General features: G+C 71.3%; 18 protein-coding genes. All 18 read left to right on the forward strand.

Annotated features, from left to right (window positions below; all coding sequences use genetic code 11):
- Positions 1-71 precede the first annotated feature (71 nt).
- Positions 72-1,301, forward strand: a complete 1,230-nt coding sequence (locus BN6_RS05150; RefSeq protein WP_041311992.1) for a TIGR02679 family protein — start codon at positions 72-74, stop codon at positions 1,299-1,301.
- 39 nt (positions 1,302-1,340) lie between these two features.
- Positions 1,341-2,894 carry a TIGR02677 family protein gene (locus tag BN6_RS05155; RefSeq protein WP_456238783.1) on the forward strand — a complete coding sequence of 518 codons (1,554 nt, stop codon included), beginning with the start codon at positions 1,341-1,343 and terminating at the stop codon, positions 2,892-2,894.
- Positions 2,891-4,138 (forward strand): TIGR02678 family protein, encoded by a 1,248-nt coding sequence (locus tag BN6_RS05160; RefSeq protein ID WP_015098487.1) that lies wholly within the window; start codon positions 2,891-2,893, stop codon positions 4,136-4,138. Before BN6_RS05155 ends, BN6_RS05160 begins: the two co-directional genes overlap by 4 nt.
- Entirely contained in the window at positions 4,135-8,211 is a 4,077-nt protein-coding gene (locus tag BN6_RS05165; RefSeq protein WP_015098488.1) for a TIGR02680 family protein, read from the forward strand. The genes BN6_RS05160 and BN6_RS05165 overlap by 4 nt, the downstream gene beginning before the upstream one ends.
- A gap of 427 nt (positions 8,212-8,638) precedes the next feature.
- Positions 8,639-10,363: an FtsX-like permease family protein gene (locus BN6_RS05170; RefSeq protein WP_041311995.1), complete on the forward strand. Its 1,725-nt coding sequence runs from the start codon at positions 8,639-8,641 to the stop codon at positions 10,361-10,363.
- A 225-nt stretch (positions 10,364-10,588) separates the two neighbouring features.
- Positions 10,589-10,792, forward strand: coding sequence for a hypothetical protein (locus BN6_RS45315; RefSeq protein ID WP_015098490.1), 204 nt, complete (start codon positions 10,589-10,591; stop codon positions 10,790-10,792).
- A 98-nt stretch (positions 10,793-10,890) separates the two neighbouring features.
- On the forward strand, positions 10,891-11,748 hold the full coding sequence (locus tag BN6_RS05175; RefSeq protein WP_015098491.1) for an ATP-binding cassette domain-containing protein: 858 nt from the start codon (positions 10,891-10,893) through the stop codon (positions 11,746-11,748).
- Complete coding sequence (locus BN6_RS05180) at positions 11,745-13,208, forward strand: hypothetical protein (RefSeq protein WP_015098492.1); 1,464 nt, start codon at positions 11,745-11,747, stop codon at positions 13,206-13,208. Before BN6_RS05175 ends, BN6_RS05180 begins: the two co-directional genes overlap by 4 nt.
- Positions 13,199-13,840 carry a hypothetical protein gene (locus BN6_RS05185; RefSeq protein ID WP_015098493.1) on the forward strand — a complete coding sequence of 214 codons (642 nt, stop codon included), beginning with the start codon at positions 13,199-13,201 and terminating at the stop codon, positions 13,838-13,840. Before BN6_RS05180 ends, BN6_RS05185 begins: the two co-directional genes overlap by 10 nt.
- Positions 13,841-13,846: 6 nt before the next feature.
- Entirely contained in the window at positions 13,847-14,365 is a 519-nt protein-coding gene (locus tag BN6_RS05190) for a MauE/DoxX family redox-associated membrane protein (RefSeq protein WP_015098494.1), read from the forward strand.
- Positions 14,366-14,381: 16 nt separating this feature from the next.
- Positions 14,382-14,930 (forward strand): TlpA family protein disulfide reductase, encoded by a 549-nt coding sequence (locus tag BN6_RS05195; RefSeq protein WP_015098495.1) that lies wholly within the window; start codon positions 14,382-14,384, stop codon positions 14,928-14,930.
- A gap of 122 nt (positions 14,931-15,052) precedes the next feature.
- Complete coding sequence (locus tag BN6_RS05200) at positions 15,053-16,747, forward strand: ABC transporter ATP-binding protein (protein ID WP_231905003.1); 1,695 nt, start codon at positions 15,053-15,055, stop codon at positions 16,745-16,747.
- Positions 16,744-17,238 carry a S26 family signal peptidase gene (locus BN6_RS05205; RefSeq protein ID WP_015098497.1) on the forward strand — a complete coding sequence of 165 codons (495 nt, stop codon included), beginning with the start codon at positions 16,744-16,746 and terminating at the stop codon, positions 17,236-17,238. The genes BN6_RS05200 and BN6_RS05205 overlap by 4 nt, the downstream gene beginning before the upstream one ends.
- A gap of 166 nt (positions 17,239-17,404) precedes the next feature.
- The gene (locus tag BN6_RS05210; RefSeq protein WP_015098498.1) at positions 17,405-18,715 is read left to right on the forward strand and encodes a BTAD domain-containing putative transcriptional regulator; all 1,311 of its coding nucleotides are present in this window, start codon (positions 17,405-17,407) and stop codon (positions 18,713-18,715) included.
- 217 nt (positions 18,716-18,932) lie between these two features.
- The gene (locus BN6_RS05215) at positions 18,933-19,523 is read left to right on the forward strand and encodes a TIR domain-containing protein (RefSeq protein ID WP_015098499.1); all 591 of its coding nucleotides are present in this window, start codon (positions 18,933-18,935) and stop codon (positions 19,521-19,523) included.
- Positions 19,523-21,151, forward strand: coding sequence for a KGGVGR-motif variant AAA ATPase (locus tag BN6_RS05220; protein ID WP_041312001.1), 1,629 nt, complete (start codon positions 19,523-19,525; stop codon positions 21,149-21,151). The genes BN6_RS05215 and BN6_RS05220 overlap by 1 nt, the downstream gene beginning before the upstream one ends.
- 11 nt (positions 21,152-21,162) lie before the next feature.
- Positions 21,163-21,771, forward strand: a complete 609-nt coding sequence (locus tag BN6_RS05225; RefSeq protein WP_015098501.1) for a hypothetical protein — start codon at positions 21,163-21,165, stop codon at positions 21,769-21,771.
- On the forward strand, positions 21,768-24,902 hold the full coding sequence (locus tag BN6_RS05230) for an ATP-binding protein (protein ID WP_015098502.1): 3,135 nt from the start codon (positions 21,768-21,770) through the stop codon (positions 24,900-24,902). The genes BN6_RS05225 and BN6_RS05230 overlap by 4 nt, the downstream gene beginning before the upstream one ends.
- Positions 24,903-24,924 lie beyond the last annotated feature (22 nt).

Raw genomic sequence — 24,924 nt, forward strand, 5'->3', positions numbered from 1 at the left:
GGCCCTGCTCAAACTGGGCCACGTCATCCCGGCCGGAGTCGGTGGAGGTGGGCTCTGGCAGGGTTGGGGGCGTGCGTTCGGTGAACGGGCTCGATTCCGCTGCCTTGCGGCCCTTGTGGCGGGCTGTGCACGAGCGGTTGTCGTCGGGGCGGCAGGTCAGCCGGGTGCGGGTGGGGCCCCTCGATGACGAGCAGCGGTCGGCTGTGGCCGACCTGTTGGGGGGCGAGCGCCTGCCGGGTGAGTACGTGGTGGTGTCGGTGGCCGGGCTCGACGAGCTGCTGCGGGAGTCCGTGGGGGCGGGCGTGCGGGACGTGGTCGCGGCGCTGCTGGGACCGCTGGACGACCGGGCCGCGCGGCGGGCGCTCGCCGATGCGGCGCGGGCCGAGCTGTGGGAGTGGCTGGTCCGGCACCCCGTGGTGACCGCTCAACCGGCGTTGCGGGAGTGGGTGGACGCCGTTCGACGGGCCGGGCTCGTCGGTGGTTCGGTCGAGCGCACCCGGGACGAGCTCGACCGGGTCCTGCGGGTCGTCGCCGCGTTGCCTGCGCCGGGTGTGCCGCTGCCGGTGCTGGCGGAGGCGGTCCTCGGCGATCCGCACGCGCTGGACGAGGGAACGCGGTGCGCCGGGCTGGTGCTGCGGGCGCTGGCGGCGCTCTACGGTCTCGACCTGCCGGGAGACGCGCAGGAGCGGCGGGCGCTGTGGGGGCGCGCTGGGGTGGTCGAGGACGAGGTGTCCTCGGTCGTCCTGGCCGCCGGCCTGCGGTTGGGTGGTGTCGGGGGCGCGGTGCTGCGCGTGTGCGCCGATGCGGGGCACGTCGCGGCCCTGACGTTGGCGCAGGTCCGGGCGACCTCGTTCGTCGGGACGCCCCAGGACGTGTGGGTGTTCGAGAACCCGAGCGTGCTCACGGTGGCGGTGGCCCGCTTCGGGGCTTCGTGCCCGCCGGTGGTGTGCACGTCGGGCTGGCCCAACAGCGCGGTGATCGTGCTCCTGCGCGGGCTGGCCACGGCCGGGGCGACCCTGCACTACCACGGGGACTTCGACGGCGAGGGTGTGCGGATCGCCGCGCACGTGATGGCGCGCACTGGCGCCGCGCCGTGGCGCATGGCCACCGACGACTACCTGCTTGCGCTGGGCGTCGCACGCGTCGGCACATCGGTCGGGCGGGTCACCGAGGCGCCGTGGGACGGTGGGCTGGCGGACGCGATGCGCGAGCACGGGCTGGCGGTCCCGGAGGAACGGGTCACCGCGCGGTTGTTGGACGAACTCGATGATTGCGGACGGGATGTCGGTGGTCTGCCGTAGCGTGCTCGACCGGCGGGGAGGAGGGTGCTCTTGGAGGCCATGCGCGTGCCGCCGGAGATGTTCCGGTTCACCACCGGCGAACGGGCCGAGTTGTACGTGGTGATCCTCCACGCGTTCGGTGAGGCCAACGAGCGGTTGGAGACCGCTCTCGGGCTCGATGACGTGCGGGCGAGGCTCCGCTCGGTGGGGTGGCTCGACCCGCTGGACGACAAGGACCTGACCGAGGCACTGGGGAGCCTGCGCGGTTGGCGGCTGCTCGACGTCACCCAGAACCACGCCGAGAACTACCGGACCGCCGACGAGTACGAGCGGCGCAACCTCCAGTACTCGTTGACCAAGCGCGGTGAAGCCGCCCTGGCCGGCGTGGTGCACGCGATGGGCGTGCTGGCCTCGACGGGCGCGCTCCAGACGGCGGTGCTCGACGCGATCGCGGACCGGCTCGGGGAGCTGGTCGCGCAGCTGGGCGATCCCGGTGTGCCGGATCGCCGGATCTTCAGCACGCTGGTCGAGCTGGAGGGGCACCTGGAGGCGTTGCGCGGCAACACCAAGCAGTTCAACGGCGAGCTGCAGCGCCTGTTGCGGGCGGAGGGCGCCGATCAGGAGACGTTCCGCGAGGTCAAGTCGGCGACCGTGGCCTACCTCCAGGAGTTCACCACGAACCTGGAGCAGCGGGCGCACGCGATCGCCAACCGGGTCGGGTTGGTCGAGGACCGGGGAGTGGCTCTCCTGCACCACCGTGCGCTGGTGGGCGCCGAACTCCCGCCCACCTCGGGCGGTGATCCGGCGGTGGCGTGGTTGGAGCTGCGCCGCGCCCGGTGGGAGGGGTTGCGCGCGTGGTTCCTGCCGGTGGACGGCGGCACGCCCAGGGTCCAGCAGCTGTTCGTGGTCGCCAGGCGCGCGATCATCGCGTTGTTGCAGGTGCTCGACCGGATCACCGAGTCCAGGCGCAGGTCGACCAGTGCGGCGGCCGACTTCCGCGAGCTGGCGCGCTGGTTCGCGGTCGCGCCGGCGGAGGAGGACCTGCACCTGCTGTGGTCGACCGCCTTCGGGCTCGGCTCGGCCCGGCACGCGCACCTCGCGCACCCCGACCCGGAGCTCGTGGCGTCGTCGGCCCGGTGGGTCGACGCGCCACCGGTGGAGGTGTCGGCGTTGCTGCGCAGCGCGGGGCGGACCGAGCGGTTCAGCCGCACCGGGCGGGTGCGCGACGTGGCCGCGGTCAAGGCGGCGCGCGCCGAGTCGGCCCGTGCGGAGCGGGCCGCGCTGAAGGCCGCGTGGGACCGGTTGGACACCGGCGGCGGCACGCGGTTGTCGCAGTTCGGGCGGTTGGACCACGAGGTGCTCGAACGGCTGCTCGACCTTCTCGGGCGGGCCTTGGCCGCGGCACCGGACCGGCACGGCGTCCACCGGGCCACCACGGGTGACGGGCGGGTGGAGATCCTGTTGCGGCCGCCGGGAGCGCACCGCGAGCAGGCGGTGCTCAGGACGCCGCGCGGCGTGTTCACCGGCCCGGACTACGACGTCGAGGTCCGCACGCACGGTGGCCGCGCGGCACGTCGGCCGCGGAGCGCCGCCGACGGGACGGCGACCGGATGAGCAACCTGGCGAACCAGCTGGTGATCGCGGAGCGCGAGGAGGTCGCGCGGGCGATCCGACTGCTGCTGGCGACACCGCTGATCGGCGCCAAGACCGCGCCGGAAGCCTTCGACCTCGTGCGCAGGCGGCGCGAACCCGTCGAGAAGTGGTTCGACTACTACTGCGGGTGGTCGCTGGTCGTCGAACCCCGCCTGGGGTACGCGCGGTTGGCCAAGGTCCGGGTCGCCACCGACCCCACCCGCCCGGCGCGACGGCACCGCACGGGGCGCGCGCCGTTCGACCGCCGCCGGTACACCCTGCTGTGCGTGGCGGCCGCCGAGCTGCTGGGTGTGCCGGTGACCACGGTCGGCTTGCTGGCGGACCGCGTCGTCCAGGCGTCGGCCGCGGACCCGGTGCTGCCGCCGTTCGACACGTCCAGCCGCGCCGAGCGGATGGCGTTCGTCGACGCGCTGCGACTGCTGGAGTCCTTCGGCGCGGTCGAGGTGGTGGACGGCGCCACCGAGTCGTTCGTGGACTCCGCCGACGCGAAAGTCCTCTACCGGGTGGACGTGACGCTGCTCATGCGCCTGTTGGCGGCCCCGGTCGGCGCGTCGCAGGTCGCGGTCGCCCCCGAGCGGTCCTACACCGACGAGGTGCCGTCGCGCTTCACCGAACTGCTGACCCGGCTGTCCCGCGAGCGGCGTTACGGCGATGCCGACGAGCCGGTGTCCGAGGTCCAGCGCAACCTGTGGCTGCGGCACTCGGTGTTCCGCAAGCTGGTCGACGACCCGGTCGTGCACCGCGACGACCTGACCCCCGCGGAACTGGCCTACCTGTCGTCGCCGACCGGTGGGCAGCTCTTGCGCCGGGCCGCCGACCAGGCGGGGTTGCTGGTGGAGGAACGTGCCGAGGGCGTCATGTTGATCGACCCGGACGGCGTGGCCACGGACAGCCGGTTCCCCGACGACTCCGGCAACGCCAAGGTCGCCGCCCTGCTGCTCCTCGACCTGATCACGTCCGCGCCCGGACCGGTCGCCGTCGAGCAGCTGCGCACCGAGGCCGACGCACTGCTGGGCCGCTTCCCCAAGTGGGCCAAGGGCTACCGCGGCGAGGACGGGGCCACGCGGCTGGTCGCCGACGCGCTGGACGTGCTCAGGGCGTTCGGCCTCGTCCGGCTCGACAGCGGTGTCGTGCGCGCCCAGCCCGCCGCCACCCGCTACGCGGTGACCCGAACGAGCGCCGACGACGTCGAGGACGAGTCATGACGGTGACCGAGCTGCCACGCACGGAAAGCGGTGCCCCGCCGGAGACGGTGGCCAGGTGGGTTCCCGAACGTGCCGGGATCCTGAACGTGTGGCGCTACTACGACGAGGTCTTCCGGTTCCACAAAGGACGGTTGTTGCTGCGCGGCCCCAACGGCACCGGCAAGTCGAAGGCGCTGGAACTGCTCCTGCCGTTCCTGTTCGACGCCAACCTGCGCGCCAACCGGCTCTCCACGTTCGGCACGTCCGAGCGCACCATGCACTGGAACCTGATGGGGGAAGGGGCGACGGGCACCACGAGAGTCGGGTACGTGTGGCTGGAGTTCCGCTTCCCCGGTGCGGACGGCACGCCGGACAAGTGGTTCTCGTGCGGCGCGCGGCTGGCCGCGACCAAGCACACCACCACGGTGCACCCGGACTACTTCACCACTGGGCAGCGCATCGGCGTGCCGGGTGGCCTCACCCTCACCGACCCGAACAGCGCGCCCCTCACCACCAAGGCACTGGAAGCCGCGCTCGGCGACCGGGGCACGCTCCACCAGAACGCGGCCGACTTCCGGGCGGCCGTGCGCTCGACCCTGTTCCCGGGTCTGAGCGAGCAGCGCTACGACGCGCTCATCACGGCCCTGCTCCAACTCCGCACGCCGAAGCTCTCCCAGCGGCTCGACCCCGGGCTGCTGTCCACGTTGCTGTCCAAGGCGCTGCCACCGCTGGGCGAGGCGGAGATCAGCGACCTCGCGGAGGGCTTCGAGCGCTTGGACCGGCAGCGCGAACAGCTCAAACGCCTCGACGCGGAGGTGCAGGCCGCACAACACCTCAGAACCAGGCAACGCGCCTACGCGCAGCGCGTGCTGCGCGCTGCGGCGGCGAAGCTGATCTCCGCCACCACGGAGCTGGGCAACCTCGCGGACGCCGCGAAACTCTCGGAAGACGAGCACCGCCGCGCCGAGCTGCGCAAACAAGAGGCCGAAGAACGCGGCGAGCTGCTGGAGCAGCGCATCGTCGAGACGGAAGGGCGCATCCAGGGCCTGACCGGCAGCGAGGCGTACCGGAAGGGTGAACAGCTCGACCGGCTGCGGACCCGCGTGCGCGAGGCTCGTGCGACCGCCGGGAAGAGGCGGGCCGACGCGGACCAGCACCGCCAGGTCGCCCGAACCGACGCGGAAGCGGCCGACACCGCTGCCCGGCACGCGCAGGCACGAGCCGTGACCGCGGGAGCGCTGGCCGACGGCGCCTCGACCGCTGCCGCCCGTGTCGGCCTCGCCTCGGTGCACGCCGAGATCGCCCGCGTCCTCGCCGACCCCTCGCGGTCCCGGGCCCTGCTGCGTGCCGCGGTCCAGGCACGTGCCGAGCAGGTCGAGGCCGTGCGCGCCGCGCTCAACGAGCACGAGGTCGCGGTCAACAGCAGGCGGGACGCGGAACGGGCGCTCGAACAGGCACGGGAAGCCCTGGCGGAGGCCATCGAACGGCGGGCCGAACTCGCCGAACGGCGCGAGGCCGCGCTCGCGGAGCTTCGGGCCGCCGTGCTGACGTGGGTGGCGGACTGCCGTGAGCTGACCTTCGCCGACCCCGAGGCACTGGCGGACCTCGCGGCGTCGGAGACCGCAGTGCTGACCGAGGTCGACTCGGCCGCGAGCCGCGTGCTGGGCGCCATCACCAGGGAAGAGACCCTGGTCGGGACAGCGCTGGAGAACGCCGAGCGCGATCGGGACGCCCTGCGCGACGAGGTCCGGCGGTTGCTGACCGAGGAGGACCTGCCGCCCCAGCCACCGCACACGCGCACCGCGGACCGCATCACCATGACAGGCGCGCCGTTGTGGCGCCTGGTCCGCTTCGCCGACGCGGTGCCCGACGACGTCCGCGCGTCGGTGGAAGCCGCGCTCCAGGCGTCCGGGCTCCTGGACGCCTGGGTCGGTCATGACGGCGCAGTCGTCGGGCACGACACGTTCGCCGCGCCCGGTGCCGTGCCGCCGGCGCCGGGCCGCTCACTCGCCGACGTCCTCGTCCCCGAGGTCGACGCGCCCGTGGCCGCCGACGTCGTCGCCCGCCTGCTCGGTGGCGTGGCCTACGGGGAAGTTCTGCCCGGAGCCCACCCGGTCGCCATCGGAGCCGACGGTGGGTGGCGCACGGGCAACCTGCACGGCACTTGGCGCAAGGACGAGGCCGCGCACATCGGCGCGCTCGCCAGGCAACGGGCCCGGCAACGCCGGTTGACCGGACTGCGTGAGCGGATCGCCGCGTCGGAAGAGCTGATCGAGACGCACACCGCCGCCTTGCGGTCGCTGGCCGAACGCAGGTCCGACGTCGAAGCCGACCGGCGGGACCGGCCCGACCACGCCGACGCGAACGCCGCGCTGGAGGCCCTGACCCAGGCGGGTTCAGCGGTCTCCAGCGCCGACGGCGTGGTCCGGCGTTCGCTGGACGGCCTGGCGAAGAGCGAGCAGCGCGTGGACCGTGCCCTGCGCGCGCTGACCACGACGGCAGCCGAACACGGCCTGCCCACCGAGCGGAACGCGCTCACCGCCGTCGTGGCCGCCGTGGACGCCTTCCGGACCGCGTCCGACGCCTGGATCGACGAGCACGCCGTTCTGCTCACGGCACGTCGTGAAGCGGACCGGACCGCTGAGCAGGCCCGGCGGTCCCGGCTCGCCGCCGAACAGCGCGAGGACGAGGCGGCCGAAGCCGAAGCCGTGGCGCGCGGGCTCGACAGCGAGCTGGACGCCGTGGAGGGCACCATCGGCGTCGGCTACCGGCAGGTGCTGGACGAACTCGCCGGGCTGCGCGAGCAGCTGGGTTCGGTGAGGCGCGATGCGCGTGCCAACCAGAGCGAGATCGGCACCCTTGCCGTGCGCCTGGGAGAACTCACCACCCAGCGGGCCACCGATGCGCGTGACCGCGACCGGGCCACCGAGGCGCGCGACCAGGCCGCAGTGCGGTTCCGGCACCTGTCGGACGGCAGCCTGCCCGCCGACAGCGGTCTGGACGACCTGCCCGCGTTCAGACAGGTGCTGACGGCGTCGAGCGGTGTTCGGGCGGCGCTGGACGCGGCGCGGTCGGTCGCGGCCGCGTGGCCGTCGCTGCCCCACTCGCCGAAGAACCTCGGCGACGCCGCACACCGGTTGGCGGAGGAGGTGCACGCCTCCCGTGAGGTGCTGGGCGGTCGGGCCGACCTCGAACTCGACTCCGACGAGGACGTCCAGGTCTTCTCCGCGATGGTGGACGGGGTGCGGGTCGGCGCTTCGGTGCTGCACGACCTGCTGCGCTCCGACGCGGAACGCAGCAGGGAGGACATCACCGCGCAAGAGCGCGAGCTGTTCGACCGGACCCTCACCGGGGACACGCGCCGCCACCTCGCCGCCCGGATACGGCAGGCGCACGACCTGGTCGACGGGATGAACGCCCGGTTGGAGCGCGTGCGCACCGCCTCGAAGGTGGCGGTGCGGTTGGTGTGGGAGGTCTCGCCCGAGCTGCCACCGGGTACGAAAGCGGCGCGTGACCTCCTGCTCAAGGACCCGGTGCGGTTGACGGAGGACGACCGCGAGTCGTTGCACCGGTTCTTCCGGGACCGGGTCGAACAGGCCAAGGGCGACGAGACGGCCACCAACTGGGAGCAGCAGTTGGGGCAGGTGTTCGACTACACGGCCTGGCACAGGTTCGTGGTGAAGGTCGACCGCATGAACGGGACGGGCTGGCAGCCCTTGACCAAGAAGCTGCACGGCGCGCTGTCGGGTGGCGAGAAGGCGATCGCGCTGCACCTGCCGCTGTTCGCCGCCGTGGCCGCCCACTACCAGGCCGTTGCCGGAGCGCCGCGGATCATCCTGCTGGACGAGGTCTTCGTCGGCGTCGACAGCGTCAACCGCGGCCAGGTCTTCGCACTGCTGTCGGCGCTGGATTTGGACCTGGTCCTGACCTCCGACCACGAGTGGTGCACCTACCGCGAGTTGGACGGCATCGCGATCCACCAGCTGATCAGCGGGGGCGACGACGACGCCGTCACCACCGCCCGGTTCGTTTGGAACGGCGCCGAGGTGGTCGATGAAGAGGTGGTTGGCGAAGAGGTGACGCAGGACGACTGAGCGCAGTTTTACGGCAGGCCGGAGCACGGATCGATCAGTGGCCGCATCGCCGGTCACGCCGGTTGTGGGCGAATGCGTGTGCGACTTGCGTTCAAGGGTCATTCGCTCTCGGCCTTGCGTGGTCCGTGCTTATGCGACCGGTCTTCGGTGTGCCGGGTGTGGATCATGACCTTGATCGACAGGGGCGTGACCGGTCTCCCTCGTAGGGGGGATAACCGCACGTCCAAGGCTATACACTTGGTGTAGACACACTGTGTATAGTGGTCTTCATGAGGGTGGGGGGCGGGCTGCTGGGGCGGTCCAGGGAGCCGTGTTCCGGTGGTCGGTTTCGCTTCACGTGCGATCGGCTGTTATGCGGCCGTTCTCGCAGCGGAGCGGGTGCTGAAACCCGTATGCGTTTGGCGCGTCCCGGGGCGGGGCAGGTGTGGTGAGGGCGGACATCGCCATCGGCGTTCGGTTGGCGGTCGGACGCGTTCGGGGCTCCCGCCAGGCGGTGGCGCGCTTCGTGCTCACGGCGCTCGCCATCGGCGTCTGCGTGGCCGTGTTGCTGTTCGGAGTGGCGGTGATCGGTGCCATCGGCACGTCGTCGGTACCCGGGGCGGCGCGGGTGCCGGTGCTCGCCGAGCGGAGTGGCGTGGAGCCGCTGCACTTGGCGGAGAGCTTCCAGGTGTACGACGGCACACCGATCTCGGGTCGCCACGTGCGGGAAGGTGGCCGGCCGACTCCCGTACCCCCTGGTATCCCGGCGGTTCCGCGGCCGGGTGAGGTGTTCGTTTCCCCCGCTCTGGCCGTGCTGCTCGACACCGATGCCGCCTTGGCGGCTCGGTTCTCCGCGACGCGGGTGGGCGTCATCGAGGGCGCCGGTCTCCTCGCCGCGGACGAGTTGTACTTCTACCGGGGCGTCGACCGGTTCGAGGACGGCGAACCGACAGCCCGGGTGTACGGCTTCGGGGGCCCGGCCGGTGACGGCGCGTCCCCCGGGCAGCTGATCTTGGTGATCGCCGCGGGCGGTGTGCTGTTGGTGCCGCTGCTCATGTTCGTCTCCTGCGTCGGCCGGCTGGGCGGGCAGGAGCGGGATCGCCAGCTCGCCACCTTGCGGCTGCTCGGTGCCCGCGCGGCCCAAGTGCGCCGGATCGCGGTCACCGAGTCCTTCGCGGGTGCGGCGGTGGGAGCCGCGGTGGGCGTGGCGATCTTCTACGTCGGGCACTCGCGCCTCGCAAACCTGTGGTCCGGGGCGCGCCTGTTCCACATCGCAGACGCCCTGCCGCCGTGGCCGACCTTCGTCGTGGTGCCCGCGGTCGTGGTCGCATCGGCCACCGGCGCTGCTCTGGTGGGTATGAGGAACGTGCTCGTGGAGCCGCTTGGCGTCGCACGCAGGGGTGGCACGTCGTGGCGGCGTCTGTGGTGGCGGCTGATCCCGGTCGGGCTCAGCGTCGTCTTCCTCGCGCCCGTGGTGCTGGACCGGGCGGGCGACAGCGGGACCACCACCGTGCTGGCGTCCTGCGGCATGGTGTCGATGTTGGCGGCCGTACCGGTCCTGCTGCCGTGGTTGGTCGAGCGGGTGGTCGGCGTGCTGCGGGGCGGACCGCCGTCGTGGCAACTGGCGGTGCGCCGTCTCCAGGTCGACAGCGGGACGCCGAGCCGGGTGGTCGGGGGGATCGCCGTGGTGCTGGCGGCGGCGATCGGCGCGCGCGTGCTCATCACGTCCATCGAGGGCCTGGTCGCCGCGTCGGAAGGGGCGCGGTTCCGGGTCCAGTGGTTCACGATCTTCCGAGGCGGCATCTACCTGCTGTCGGCCTTCACGTTGCTGGTGGCGGGTGCCAGCCTGCTGGTGCTCATCGCCCACCAGCTGACCGAGCGCAGGCGGGCCGTGGCCGCGCTGGCGGCGAGCGGGATCCCGTGGGGCGTGATCGGGCGTTCCCTGTTGTGGCAGAACGTGGTCCCGATCGGCCTGGGTGTCCTCGCCGCCGACATCACCGGCTTCGGGCTCGCCGCGGTGACGCTGCGCGCGCTGCGCGCACCCCTCGTCCTCGACTGGAGTTTCGTGGCGGTGGTGAACTCCATCGCCGTGCTGGTGATCGGCCTGGTCACGCTTTTGGCCATTCCGGTACTGCGCGTGCTCGCCCGCGCCGACGGGTTGCGCAGCGAATGAGGCGGCCCTGCGGTCGGGCGCCGCCGGAAGTTGCCCTTGTTGTTGCCCCCTTCGTTCCCGGTGCGGTTTCCGCCTGCCCGGGCGGGTGCTGTCGTGCCTGGTCAGCGCTCTGCGCAGCGCTGGGTTCGAGTGCTATTCCCCCTAATCGGGAATAGGGGGAGACTTGATCGCCCATCGGTAGGTTTCTTCTCGGTGACTCACAAAGAGGCACGGAGAGGAGTGAAAATGCGTAACGTTCTCTCGAGGGCGAGCGACAAGCTGCTCGCTCTCGTCGTACCCACTGTCGAAGCGCGGGCGGAAGCCTGTGAGCGGGACTACTCCTGGTGCGACGGCGACTGCCCGTTCTGGTGGTGGCGTCGTGCGCACCACGTTGTCTGCGACAACGGGTACGCGTTCATCGAATACGAGTGCTGCGGCTGCGGCTGCTGACTCATCCGTTGAGACGCGCTGGGTGCCGTGCCTTATGCAGCAAGGCACGGCACCCAGCCGCTCAAGTGTAGATGACTACGACACCCCGAGGTGGACTTATGGAGCTTGCTGTCGACGTGCGGGCGCTGACCAAGCGCTACGGGCAAAAACGCGTGATAGGCGGCTTGGACCTCGGTGTGTCGTCCGGTGTCACAGGACTGCTGGGCCCCAATGGAGCAGGCAAGACGACGCTGCTGCGGTGTCTTGCCACGGTGCTCGCTCCCGACACCGGTGAAGTGCGCGTACTCGGTCTCGACCCCGCCGATCACGCCCAGCGGGCGGCGCTCCGCCGGCGAATCGGCTATCTGCCGCAGGACCCCGAGCTGTACGGCCATTTCACCGTCGCGCAAATGGTGGACTACATCGCCATCCTGAAGGAGTTGACCGGCCGCCGGGAACGCTTGGACGAAGTCCGCCGGGTGCTCGCCGAAGTGGACTTGTCCGCGCAGGCGGCGGTCAAGGTGAAGAAGCTCTCGGGCGGTATGCGCCAACGCCTCGGCATCGCGGTGGCGCTCGTCGCCGATCCCGACTTCATCATCCTCGACGAGCCGACCGTCGGGTTGGACCCGGAGCAGCGGATGCGCTTCCGGACGCTGATCTCCCGCCTCGGTGAGACCAAGGTCGTGCTGCTGTCCACCCACCAGACCGAAGACGTCGCGGCGTTGTGCGAGCGGGTGGTGGTCTTCCGCGCCGGCGCGGCCGTGTTCGACGGCACTCCGGACGAACTCGCCTGGCAGGCGGAGGGGAAGGTGTGGTCGACCGTCTCCCGGCCGGCGGGCTCCGAGGTCTTCTGGCGCACCGTCGACGGGCGCTACCGCGTGGTGGGCGGCAGGCCGCAGGACGGCCAGGTCGTCGAGCCGACCGTCGAGGACGGCTACCTGCGCCTGCTCTCCGACACCCAGGAGAAGATCTCGTGAACGGGTCCTTCGGCGCGCTGGTGCTGTTCGAGGTCCGCATCCAGGCGCGCAACCCGATCCTGCTGGCGCTGGCCGCGGTGACGTTGGGAGCGCGGACGTTCGCGACCTGGCAGGTGATGCCGAACTGGTCGCTGGACACCGTCGACACCGCCACGGCGAGCCTCGTCCTCGGTGCCGGCGCGCTGCTCGCGGCGAACCTGGCGACCCTGCGCGACCACCGCAAGGGGTTCGCCGAACTGCTCGCACCGCTGCCGGGAAGGCCCGGGACCCGCACGCTGGCCGTGCTCGTGGCCACGACCGCGGTGACCGTCGTGCTGGCCACCGCGGTCATCGGGCTGCACTTCGCCACCCTGCTGGTGGGCAGCGTGCCGGTGGGGCGCTTCGACGTCTCCGAACTGGTCACCGGGGTGGTGCTGGTGGCGCTCATGACCGGCACCGGTGTGGCACTGGCCCGGTGGACCCCCGTGCTCGTCGCGGGGCCGATCGCGGTGCTGGTCCTGGTCTGGTCGATGTTCCAGTTCCCCGGGGTGTGGCTGCTGCCGGTGGTGCCGGACCTCAAGATCACCGTGGACCCGACCAGGCCCCCGCTCTGGCACCTGCTCTACGCGGTCGGGCTGTTCGTCGCCGTCGCGGCCGCCGCGCTGCTGCGGCACGGGGCACGACCGCTGCGGACGACCGTCGCCGCCGTCGGTCTCGTCGCCGTGGTCCTGGGCGGCGCGCTGACGCTGAACTCCCCGGAAGCCGGCGCACCGTCGGCGAGCGCCTCCCGCGGTTCGTCCGACCGGTCGGTGAGCGCCGGGGCCGACCTCTGCGAGACGCACAACGAGGTCCGGTACTGCGCGTTCCCCTCCTTCGCGGCGTGGATACCGCTGTGGCAGCAGGCGGTGGAACCCGTGGTGGCCGCGGCGCCCCCGGCGGCGAGGACACGACTGCCGGCCGTCGTGCAGCGGACCCGCACCGGCAGGATCGACCAGCGGGCGGCGAAGTCGACGATCATGCCCGACACGTCCTGGGGCCGCAACGGCGGCGAAGTCGACTCCCGGAGGTCGCTCGCCGCCCAGATGGCGGGTGCGCTGACCGGGTTCCCCGGCGTCAACTCCAGCCAGACCCCGGACGGTTGCGACGCGCGGGACCGCGCGCGGACCGTCGTCGCCCTCTGGCTCACCGGCCAGGTCGAGGAAGCGGTCGCGCCGGTGCGGGTGCAGAGCCAGGTGGTGCAGCAGGACGGTCGAGAGGTCACGCGCACGCGGGCCGCCTCCGACCTGGGCATGATCGACTACGGCAGCGCCGAGCTGGCCTACGCCGCACGGCTGTCGGAGGTGCCCGACGCCCGAGCCCGGGTGCGGGAGCACTGGGACGTGCTGGTCGACCCGTCGACGACGATCCCCGCCGCGCTGCCGCTGCTCGGTCTGACCGACGACGTCCCGGTCGAGCAGCCGGGGGGTACCCCGTGCCGTTGACGACTCGGGTGCGGGTGGCCGTCTGCCTGGTGCGGCCGTTGAGCCGCGCGATCGACTGGGGCCCCTTCGCGGCGGTGCTGGTCGCGCTCGTCGGACTGGCGGTGGCCACCGGCGACGACGTCCGACCGTTCAACCTGGCCGCCACGGTCCGGTTGGCCGCCCTGCTGCTGGGCGCGACCGCGGGATTCGCCCTCGTCGACGCCGCGGCGACGGTGACCGCCGCCGTTCCGGTGCCGCGCTGGCTGCGGCAGTGGACGCGGACGCTGATCGCCGCCCTCGTGGCGTGCGCCGCCTGGGGCTTGGTGTTCGGCGTGCTCGCGTGGCGTTCCGCACCGGGCTCCGACCTCGGCGCGCCCGGTTACGCGTTGGAGGCGGTGGTCTGCGTGGGCTTCGGTCTGGCGTGCACCGCGGCAGTGGCGCGGCGGCACGGCACCGACCGCTCCGCAGCGGTGATCGGGAGCGCGGTGCTGCTCGCGCTCGCCGCGGGCACGTTGTTCTACCCCGGCAGGGTCTGGCCGCTGCCGTCCGAACCGGATTGGGACTCGGTGCACACCGCGTGGTGGTTCGCCCTCCCGATCCCCTTGGTCGTGCTGGTTCTGGCGAACCGCGAAGCACGCCGGCAGAGGAGGTGAAGGTCCGTGGAGTACGCCGTCGTCGCTTGTCGGCTCTGCCTGGGGCTGGTGTTCCTGGTGTCGGTCTTCGGCAAGGTCCGGGGCAGGAGCAACTTCGCCGACTTCGTCCGCGCCACCGGAGAACTGGCACCGGCCCTGCCCCGGACACCGGCCGCGGTGGCGGTGGTGGCGGGTGAGGTCGCCGTGGTGCTCCTGCTCTGCTCGCCGTGGGCGGCTGTGGGAATGGTGTTGGCGACCGGGCTGCTGATGGTGTTCACCGCCGCGGTGGCGATGGCGATCGCGCGCGGCCGACGGGTGCGGTGCCAGTGCTTCGGGGAGTCCTCAGCACCGGTCGGCCTGCCCCAGGTCGTCCGGAACGCGCTGCTGATCACCGTGGCGGTCGTCGGGTGGTGGGGCGGGACGGGCGCGACCGGCGTCCCGCCCGACGCGGCGGGCACCGCACTCGCCCTGGCCGCCGGTGCCGTGGTGGGCGGAATCGTCTTGCTGACCGACGACGTGGTCAGCCTGTTCAGACCGATCCAATGAGGTGGGGGAGCTACCGATGTCGATCCTGATCGCTGTCACCGCGTTGCTGGCGGTGCTCTGCGTCTTCAACATCTTCCTGACCGTCGGAGTCATCCGGCGACTTCGCGACAAGACCGCGGCGGCGGAACGCGCGCGCCCGGAACCGCCCAAGGTGATGATGCCCAACGGCAGCCCGGTGGGGACCTTCACAGCGTCCACTGTGGACGAGGAGCAGGTGGGCACGGCGGTGTTCGCCGGCGGCCCGACGCTCGTCGGCGTGTTCGCGCACGGGTGCACTTCGTGCGACGAGAGGCTTCCCGAGTTCGTGACCACCGCGCAGAACTTCCCGGGTGGCCGGGACCGGGTGCTCGCCCTGGTCATCGGGTCCGCCGAGGACGTCGTGGACAAGCGCGCCGCGCTGGCACCGGTCGCCAAGGTCGTGCTGGAGGAGCGCCCTGGCGGACCGTTCGCGACGGCGTTCCAGGTCAAGGGCTACCCGGCCTTCGCCCTGGTGGACGCCGAAGGACTGGTCAAGAGCTCCGGGACGTTGGTCGAGCACGCCATGTCCCCCGCGATCCGGGTCTGACACTCGTGCGGGGGATTCGTGGAGCACTGGGCCTGACCTGGCGCGCCAGTCGCGTGTGCACGCTTGTCTTCGTCGTCCTCACGCTGGTCCTGGCTCTGACGCCGGTCGCGATCGCCTGGCTGATGAAGACTCTCCTGGACCTCCTCGTGGCCGGGGACGGCCGCGAGGAGGCCGTTGTCGGCACCGCTGTCACGCTCGCCGTGGTGAGCTTGCTCGCCGGTGTGCTGCCGCAAGCGGTCCAGTTCGTGCACAAGGAGCTGGAACGCCGGGTCGGTCTGGTCGCGCAGGACAGGCTGTTCGAGGCCACGGAGAGGTTCGTCGGGCTCGCGAAGTTCGAGGACCCGGTCTTCGTCGACCGGGTCAGGCTCGCGCAGCAGCACGGTGGTGCGACGCCTGGCGTCGTGGTCTCGACGGCGCTCTCGCTGGGCGGCAACACGGTGAAGGCACTGGGTTTCCTCGCGTCACTCGTGCTGCTGGCGGTGTGGTTGCCGCTCGCGGTGGTCGCGTCGGCGCTGCCGGCGCTGGTCGGCGAGATCTGGCTCGCCCGGCGGCGGGCCGCGCTGCACTGGCGGCTCGGCCCGGTCGAACGGCGGGAGATGTTCTTCCGCGCGCTGCTGACCGACGTGAAGGCGGCCAAGGAGATCCGGTTGTTCGGGACCGGCTCCCACCTGCGGGGTCGGATGTCGGCGCAGCGGCGTCAGGTCAACGGCGAGCAGGCCCGGCTGGATCGCGCCGAGGTGGTGGTCCAGGTCGGTGCGGGCGTGGTGACCGCCGGGTTCGCGGGCGGGGTGCTGCTGTGGTCGGCGCTGGCGGCGGTCGGCGGGCGCATCACGATCGGTGACGTGTCGCTCGTCGCGGCGTCCATCGCGGGCGTCCAAGCGGCCGTGCTGGCCCTCGTCCGCGACCTGGGCAACTCGCACAAGCAACTGCTGCTGTTCCGGCACTACTCGGAGATCGTGGGCAGCGGGCCGGACCTGCCGATCGCCGCGCAGCCGGTGCCGGTCCCGGCGCTGCGCCAGGGGATCGAGTTCCGGGACGTGTGGTTCCGGTACTCGCCGGACCACCCGTGGGTGCTGCGCGGCGTCAGCTTCACCGTCGAGCACGGCACCGCGCTGGGGCTGGTCGGCCGCAACGGCGCGGGCAAGAGCACGCTGATCAAGCTGCTGTGCCGGATGTACGACCCCGAGCGCGGAGCCGTGCTGTGGGACGGGGTCGACCTGCGGGAGTTCGACCCGGTGGAGCTGCGGCTCCGGATCGGCGCGGTCTTCCAGGACTACATGAACTACGACCTGACGGCGGCCGAGAACATCGGTCTGGGCGATCTCGACCAGGCCGGTGACCAGGAGCGGGTCACCGCCGCGGCGGTCAAGGCGGGTGCCGACGGGTTCGTGTCGGCCATGACGAGGGGCTACCGGACGCTGCTGTCCCGCGTCTTCTTCCACGGCGACGTGGTCAAGGGCGCGGCCGGGGTCACGCTGTCCGGTGGGCAGTGGCAGCGGCTGGCGCTGGCGCGCGCGTACCTGCGCGGAGACCGGGACCTGCTCATCCTGGACGAACCGAGTTCCGGGCTGGACGCCGAAGCGGAGCACCAGGTGCACAGCGGGCTGCGCGAGCACCGGGTGGGGCGCACCAGCGTGCTCATCTCGCACCGGCTCGGCGCGGTCCGCGACGCGGACCTCCTCGTCGTGGTGGACGAGGGGACGGTCGTCGAGCAGGGCACGCACGAGCAGTTGATGGCCGGCGGCGGGATCTACGCCGGGATGTTCACCAGCCAGGCGGAAGGCTACCAACGAGGGTTGTCGGAGGTCGCGGGATGATCTGGGCGGTGTTCGGCGCCATCACCGCGGCCCTCGCCGTGCTGCTGTGGTTGAGGAGCAGGGTCGTCTACGTGAAGATCAGCGGCCGGAGCATGGAGCCGACGTTCGAGCACGGGGACAGCGTGGTGGCCCGACGGGTCCGGACCTCCCGCCTGCGCACCGGCGACGTGGTGGTCGTGGACGGTCCCCGGGCCACGGTCGACCAGATCGGCCGCGGGCTGCCCAGCCGGACTCCGATCGTCGCCCGTGAGCCGCTCTCCGCCCCTCCACCGGCGACGGGGCCGAACTGGGTCATCAAGCGCGTGGCCGCGATGCCGGGCGAGCCCGTTCCGCAGGCGGTGGCCGGTGTCGTCACGAGCGGTCCCGTTGTGCCGCCCGGGTTCCTGGTCGTGCTCGGCGACAACTCGGAGAACAGCATCGATTCCCGCCAGCACGGTATGTTCCCGCTCGGGAAAGTGCTGGCAAAGGTAGTGCGCACCGTGCCACGATAAGAGGGTCGAGCACCGTTCCCATTGCGCTGCCAACACATCGCTCGATCGGCCGAACAGCGGTTGTGGTTCCTGTCGGGGGGGTCCACCCGAATTTCGGCGTTGTGTTGAGCGGTGAATCCATCGCCGAGGCGGAGCGAATCACGGCGGATAATTACGGGGGGGCACCGTGGCACATGATCCGATCGCCTTCGGGCGAGGCCTGCGCGTAGCCAGACTGAGAACTGGGTTGACGCAACGGGAGTTGGCCGGACGGGCGAGCGTGAGCCTGCGCACCGTCCGGCACATCGAGAGGGGCCAGGTGGAGCACCCGCGGCGGGAAACGATCCGGCGGCTCGCGGACGTGCTGGGCGGCGAGGACGGATGGCCCCGCGGTGACGTCGACGCGCGATTACGGATCGAGGTTCTCGGGCCGCTCAGGGTCACCCGCGGTGGGCGGGAGTTGAACCTGGGGCCGTTGAAGCAACGAACGCTCTTCGCGGTGCTCGCCCTGCACCCGAACACCGTGGTCGGCCGCGAAGAGCTCATCGACGCGCTGTGGGGAGAACTTCCCCCGCACAGTTGTCGGAACCTGTTGCACACCTACGTGTCCGGTCTGCGGAAGATCCTCGAGCCGGGGCCGGTGTCGGAGGCGGGTTCGATCATCGCCTCGGTCGGGGGTGGTTACCGGCTCGCGGCGGGACCGGATGAGCTGGACCTGGCCGAGTTCACCGAGCTGGTGGGCCGGGCACGACACGCCCAGCCCGGTGAGGCTCGCAAGCAGCTCTTCGCCGGGGCTCTGGACCTGTGGCGGGGCGCGGTGCTCGTGGACCTGCCGCACAGCGTGCGACAACACCCGGTGGCGGTGACCCTGGCGAGCCGTCGCGTCGCCGCCGCGCTCGCGTACGGGGACACGGCCTCGGCGTTGGACGACGGGGACGACGCGATCGATCGGTTGCGACTGGTCGCGCACCACGAACCCCTGCACGAAGGGGTGCACGCGCGGCTGATGATGGTCCTGGCCGCGGCGGGGCAGCAGGCGGCGGCGCTGCGCACGTTGACCGACATCCGAAGACGTCTCGGCGAGGAACTGGGGATCAGGCCGGGCGAGGAGATCCGGCTGGCGTACGAAAAGGTGACCCTGGCGGCGCGCAGGGCGCACGACCCGCTCATCGCCCAACTCTCGGCCAAAGCCGCCGGCTTCACCGGTGGCGCGGGATCGATGACCACCCTCACCGACCCCGTGCCGGTGGTGCCGATTGCGCGCGCGAAGCGCCAACCGCACTCCCGTCGCCTCCCCGACGACCTGCAGCGCCTGACCCTGTGCAGCTGCGCGTCCGTTCTGCCACCGCGAGCCGAGCAGACGTTGAGAGGAACCCGACGACTCTTCCCCAAGCCCGCTGAGCAACTCCCGCTGACCGGCGGGAACCCCGCGAGCGGTCCGCCGGTGCGGAAGCCGTCCGATCAGTGCTCGGAGTGCTTCCTGGGGCAGCCGGTGTGAACCGCGGCCCTGCCACGTTCCGCACCAGGTGGGCCGTGGCACGGCGGACGCTTGTGGTGGTGCGGCGGCCGTTGCGGCGGTTGCCGCGCCCCCCGGCCTGGTGATCAGGGGTGGTCCACCGGGGCCGCGGGGTTTGTCCACTTTTTGGCCTTTCCCGCCTTGATTGCCCACTTTTTTGTCTGTTTTCCGCGGGCCGACATTGCCTACCATCTGTCGCGTGTCCGGATACAAGTTCGATTTGTTCATCAGCTACGCCCGTCGCGGCAGCGTCCAAAAATGGCTGCTGAACCACTTCCACGACAAGCTCTTGGAGTGCCTGGCGGATCAGTTGGCGCCGACGCCGAGGGTGTACGTCGACCGGGATATGTCACGTGCTGTGCACTGGCCGTCCAGCCTGCAGCACGCTTTGCGGCACAGCAAGATCATGATTCAACTGCTCACTCCGCATTACTTCCAGTCGAAGTGGTGTCTGGCCGAGTGGTACAGCATGTTGGAGCGGGAGAGGATGTTGGGTCTGGCCAGCCCGGATCGGCCGCAGGGGCTGGTCTACCCCATCCTGTACTCGGACTCGGACAACTTTCCGCTGGAAGGGAAGGTGCGTTCCTGGCAGAACTTCAAGGACTTCGCCCACCCGGATCCGCCGTACCAGGAGACTCGCGAGTTCGTGCGCTTCCACCGTGAGGTGAACCGGGTCGCCGCTGACCTCGTCGCGCTGCTCCAGCAGGTGCCGCCGTGGCGTCCCGACTGGCCTTACGTGGATCCGCCCGACCCCGTGCTCCCCCCAACGCCTCCGATACCGAGGTTCTGATGACCGCCGGGACCGTCATCACCTTCTACTCCTACAAAGGCGGGGTCGGGCGGAGTTTCACGCTGGCCAACGTCGCCGTGCTGCTGGCTCGCTGGGGCCATCGAGTGCTCACCATCGACTGGGACCTGGAAGCTCCCGGCCTGCACCACTACTTCAAGTCGGTGATGTCCGCCGAGCCCGAAGGCGGCGTGATCGACCTCGCCCACGACTTTCTCGCGGGCGCGGCGGTTCCCCGTCCGCACGCCGTCCGGCTCGATGTCCAGGGCAACACGCTCGCGCTGCTCGCCGCCGGCAGGGACGACGAGTCCTACATGGAGCGGATGCAGCGCATCGACTGGGCGGACCTCTACGAGCGGGGGTTCGCCGCCTTTCTGGAGCGGTGTCGGGAGCAGTGGATCGAGGACTACGACTTCGTGCTGATCGACAGTCGGACCGGGATCTCCGACATCGCCGGCATCTGCACCGCGCACCTGCCCGACCAGCTCGCCGTCGTGTTCACGGCCAACGAGCAGAACCTCAAGGACGTCGTGAACATCGTGCGGCGGGTCGACGAAGCACGAGACCGGTTGCCTTACGACCGTCCGCGCCACCTGGTGCTCCCCGTCCTGTCCCGGTTGGACAGTGGTGTCGAGTACGAGCGCGCCGACAAGTGGCAGCGCAGGTGCGCCGAGGTCGTGGCCCCACTGTTCGGCAACTGGCTGGTCAAGAAAGTTCCGGCGGACTTGGCGCTGCGCCACCTCACGGTCCCTTACGTCTCGTACTGGAGCTTCGGCGAGCAGTTGTCCGTGCTGGAGGAGGACCCGCCGTCGGCGGGGCAGGTCTCGTTCGCCCTGGAGACGGTGGCGGCCGTGGTCGCGCAGCAGTTCGACCGCACCGACCTGCTCGCCGACAACCGGGACGCCTACGTCGCGGCGGCACGTGACCGCCGGCAGGACTTCGACCTGGACCTGCTGGTGTCCAGCCCGCGATCCGTGTTGCGCGTCGCGGACCAGCTGATCGAGGAGCTGCGCGCCTTGGGCGTGCGGGTCGAGCGGTCGTCGTCCGGCGACCTTGAGCTCCTCGACCGGACCAGCGGGCTCGCCGAGCACCTCTGCCTGGTGGTGGACGGCGGCCTGAGCCGCTGGCAGGTCATCGAGGTGGAGCGCTTCCTGCGGCACACGATCGGCCCGGACGGCGGCCAGCGCCGGCTGTTCTGCGTGCTGGCCGACGGCACCGACCCGGAAGGCTTGCCAGGCTTCCTGCGCAACCTGCGCCACCTCGGGTTGGAACCGGGGATCCGGCCCACCCGCGTGGCACGCGAGTTGCACGCCCAGCTCACCGGCACGCCGGCCGGCGCGGTCGATCCCGACCGGCAAGCCCTGCGCAACGCGGCGTCCGCCCTGCGCGCCGTGCCGGACCGGGTGCCCTCCGCCGGGCGGCTGTCACTCGTCGAGCAGACCGTGCGCGGGATGTCCGCCGCGCTCGACAACGGCGACCTGGCCGTGCTGCGGGACCTGTCGGTGGACTTGGAAGTGCTGTCCAAGCACCACGCGGACGGCGGCGGGTTCACCGCCCCCGTCGGCCTGCTCGCCGACGTCCAGACCCTCCTCGCCCGGATCGATCGACGGATCGACGCGTCCACGAACTGAAAGGCGGCGCAATGCCGGAGAAATTCGCCAACGAAGAGCGGGCGGCGCTCATCATGCTGATGTTGGAGAACCGGGACGTGCTCAACACGGAACTCGATCGCGACCTGAAGGCCCGGCTCGGCAAGCCCGGTCGGGAGAGGCTGAACAGGGCCGGTCTGCTCCAGTCGTGGACCGTGAAGCGCCAGTTCGTGCACCGGATCACCGACGAGGGGATCTCCTGGTGCCTGAAGGACCTGGCCGCGGGTGGGCCCCCGTCGAAATCGGGTCCGCTGTCGCGCGCGCAGTCCGCGGTGCTGACGATCTTCGTCCAGTACCACGTGTGGCGGGGCGACCTGGCCGAGGTGATCCGCTCCGGTGGGGGCCTGGAGTCGGTGATCCGGACCGCCTACCTGGCGCTGTCGGTCAAGTCCCAGGACTGGGTCCGCTTGGCCAAGCTCCGCCCCCAGCTCAACGGTGCGGAGCGGGACGAGGTGGACGCCGCCCTGCTCGCGATGGTGCAGACCGGCACCGTCCACTTGGCCCCGGACTCCAACCGCAAAGTGCTGACCGAGGCCGACCACGCCGCGGCGATCCGGATCGCCGGCGAGGACAACCACCTGGTGGCGATCGAGGAATCATGACCGAGCAACAGCGCAAGGCACTGGCCACGCTCCGATTCAACTCCGCCGAGACCCCGGACGACGTCTGGCAGACCTCGCCGTTCCACGTGGACGGTCTGCACGTCAAGGCGGAGGACCGGATCCGAGCCGGCATCGCGGACGCCAAGGCCAGCACCGGTCCCAGCCCCATCGGCCTGGTACTCCAAGGCCGCAAGGGAGTCGGCAAGACCCACCTGCTGGGTTCGGTGCGCCGTGTCGTCCAGCGGGAAGGCGGCTACTTCTTCCTGGTCGAGCTGACCACGGGCGCGGAGTTCTGGAACGACGTCGCCGAGGCGATGCGCAGCGAGCTGCGTCGGACCACGGACGACGGCGAACTCCAGCTCACCGTGCTGCTCCGGCAGTTGTGCGACGCGGCGGGCGTGCCCGGGACGGTGGCCGGGGCGATCACCGGCGCGACGCCGTTGACGCCGCACGACCTGACCGTCTTCCTCAACCACCTGCGCGCGGTGGACGGCCGGATCGCAGTCGAGTGCGGCGACACGATCCGGGCGCTGGTGCTCTACGCCTCCGAGCACGCCGACACCGGCCTGGCTCACCTCCAGGGGCTGGCCGAGGCGGGCGGCGCGGGCCGCGACTGGGGCCTCCTGCCCAGGTCGAAGCCACCGCAGACCGTGGTGCGGGACATCTCGCGCGTCCTCGCCATGACCGGCCCGTGCGTGATCGCCGTGGACCAGCTGGACAGCCTCGTCAACCTCGGCCAGGACGAGACCGACGCGAAGGTGACCAGCGCGGAGCTGAGCAGGGAGCTCTCGTTCATCGCCGACGGGTTGATGAAGCTCCGGGAGAAGACCAGGCGGACGTTGTCGATCGTGGCGTGCCTGCCCAACACCTGGAAGATGCTGCACTCGATCGCGAGCGACACGGTGGCGGACCGGTTCGCCGAAACCCCGTTCCTGGGCTCGATCGTCGACCCGGCCATCGGTCGCGCGCTGGTCGAGCGGTGGCTCGGGGAGGTGTACCGGCGAGCCGGTGTCACGCCGCCGCACCCGACCTGGCCGGTGGCACCGGGGGCGTTCACCGGGGGGTGGAGTCCCCGGACACCGCGCCAGTTGCTCATGAGTGTCCACGCGCACGCCGAATCCTGCCGGTACGGCGAGATCCGCGAGCTGCGCTCGTTCGACGAGAAACCCGTCCCGGTGCTCCCGCCCGCGGACGACGGGCCGGAGCCCGACTACCTGCAGGAGTTCGACGCCCGGTTCGAGCGGCTGCGGCAGAAGGCGGAGATCTCCGCCGCCGGGTTGAAGCAGCACAACGAGGACGAGGTGATGCCGGCGCTGCTGCTGGCCGGGCTGAAGTCGTGGATCAACGAGGTCGGCAACGACGACCTGGCGTGGAAGGCGGAGCAGCTGCACGGCGGGAGCGAAGTGCACGCTCAACTGCTCCACACCGTGAACGAGGACCTGGACACCGACGAGCGCTGGGGGTTCCGCCTCATCGCGAGCGCCCACGGCAACCACGTGCTGCGCCGGATGCGCAAGGTCCGCGACGCGGCCCGCTTCGGCACGCACAAGCGGCGCCTGGTCCTGATCTACAACGGGGGCAAGGGGTGGACCGGCCGGCAGACCAGGGTCGAACTCGCCGAGCTGGAGCAGGCGGGTGGTCGGCGGGTCGAGATCTCGGACGACGACCTGCGGACGTTCAGCGCGCTCAAGGAGATGTCGTCCACGCAGACGCACCAGCTGCTGGCGTGGCTGGTGGCGCGAAAGCCGGCCAGCCGGATGACGTTCCTGCGGGAGATCCTGCCCGGACCTGGTCGGTCGGCGGCGAGCCACCAGGAGACCCGCCCTCCGCCACCCGGAGAACCGACCACACCACCGCCCGGAGGACCGGCCACACCACCGTCCGGGGACCGGACCGCACCGCTGTCGCCCACGGAGATCGTGCTCGGCATGGACGGCGAGATCCGCATCGAGCTCGAATCGCTGCGCAAGCACGCCATCGTCTTCGCGGGTTCGGGCAGCGGGAAGACCGTGCTGCTGCGGCGGATCGTCGAGGAGTGCGCCCTGCGCGGGGTGTCGGCGATCGTGCTCGACCCGAACAACGACCTGGCGCGGCTGGGCGACGCGTGGCCGCGGCCGCCCGCCGACTGGTTGCCCGGTGACGTCGGTGTCGCCGCCGAGTACCTCGCGAACGTCGAGGTGGTGGTGTGGACGCCCGGACGCACCGGGGGACGGCCGCTCAGCTTTCACCCGCTGCCGGACTTTGCCGAGGTGCGCGGGGACGTGGACGAGTTCGCCGCCTCGGTCGAGGCGGCGGTGGCCCGGCTCGTCCCGCACGCCAGGGTCGGCGGCGGCTCGAAGACCGCGGTTCGCGGCCAAGCTGTGCTGCGGGAGGCCCTGACGCACTACGCGCGCAAGGACGGGCGGGACCTGGCGGAGTTCATCGACGTCCTGGACGACCTGCCGGAGGGCGTGAGCAAGCTCAGCACCGCCCGCGCGACGGCGGCGGACCTGGCGGAGACGCTGCGGGCCGCGATGGTCAACGACCCGCTGCTCGGCGGTGCGGGTGAGCCGACGGACCCGGCCGTGCTGCTGACGCCGACGCCGGGCAAGCGGGCGCGGATCTCGGTGATCAGCTTCGTCGGGCTGCCGTCGGAGGAGCAGAAGCAGGGGTTCGTCAGCCAGCTCCAGCTGGAGGTGTTCGCCTGGATCAAGCGCAACCCCGCGGCGGACCGACCGCTCGGCGGTCTGGTCGTGATGGACGAGGCGCAGACGATCGCACCGTCCGGCGGGTGGACGGCGAGCACGCAGAGCACGATCCTGCTGGCCTCGCAGGCCCGCAAGTACGGGTTGGGTCTGCTGCTCGCCACCCAGGCGCCCAAGGGCGTGCACAACCAGATCGTCGGCAACGCGACGACGCAGTTCTTCGGCAGGCTGAACAGCCCCGCGCAGATCGCCGCGGCGACCGAGATGGCCAAGGCCAAGGGCAGCTCGGTCGGCGACATCTCGCGGTTGGAGCGCGGACAGTTCTACGTCACGGGGGAGACCTTCGGGTTCCGCCGGATGCGGACGCCGTTGTGCCTGAGCCACCACCCGCCGAGCCCGCTGCGGTTGGAGGACGTGCTCGACCGGGCGCGTGACGGCCGGCACTGACCCGGCACGACCGGACGCGCTC

It is taken from the genome of Saccharothrix espanaensis DSM 44229, from assembly GCF_000328705.1.
Lineage (GTDB): Bacteria > Actinomycetota > Actinomycetes > Mycobacteriales > Pseudonocardiaceae > Actinosynnema > Actinosynnema espanaense.